General features: G+C 59.2%; 1 protein-coding gene. It reads left to right on the top strand.

What is annotated here, in order from left to right; translation table 11 throughout:
- On the top strand, window positions 1-503 hold a 503-nt coding region (locus tag ACYVHB_RS32960), incomplete at both ends, for an SdrD B-like domain-containing protein (protein WP_461056351.1).

The following is a 503-nucleotide window of genomic DNA, read 5'->3' as shown; positions in this document are numbered from 1 at the left end:
CTTGCTGGATGGCAACCTGACGCCAGTGGCTTCGACCACGACGGATGCATCGGGTCTGTACTCTTTCACGGGTCTGACCCCCGGTATTCCGTATAGTATAAGCTTCGTAACGCCAGCGGGTTTCGTCTCCACGAGTGCTAACATCGGCACCGACGACGGGCTGGATAGTGATGCTAACCCGGCTACGGGCGTAACGACCCAGACCTACAGTTTGACCAACGGGGAGAACAACACCAGTGTGGACGCGGGCTTCTTCCTGCCCACCGCTTCGCTGGGTGACCGCGTGTTTGTGGACGCTAACAAAGATGGTTTGCAGGGCACGCCTGCTGCTGAGCCGGGCATCCCGGGTGTGGTGGTGGTCTTGCTGGATGGCAACCTGACACCAGTGGCTTCGACCACTACGGACGCATCGGGTCTGTACAGCTTCACGGGTCTAACGGTGGGCATTCCCTATTCGGTAAGCTTCGTAACGCCAGCGGGTTACGTGAGCACCTCGGCTAACG

This window comes from Spirosoma arcticum (genome assembly GCF_054779955.1).
The sequence above is the reverse complement of the archived record's forward strand: the minus strand, read 5'-3'. Positions and strand labels throughout refer to the sequence as shown.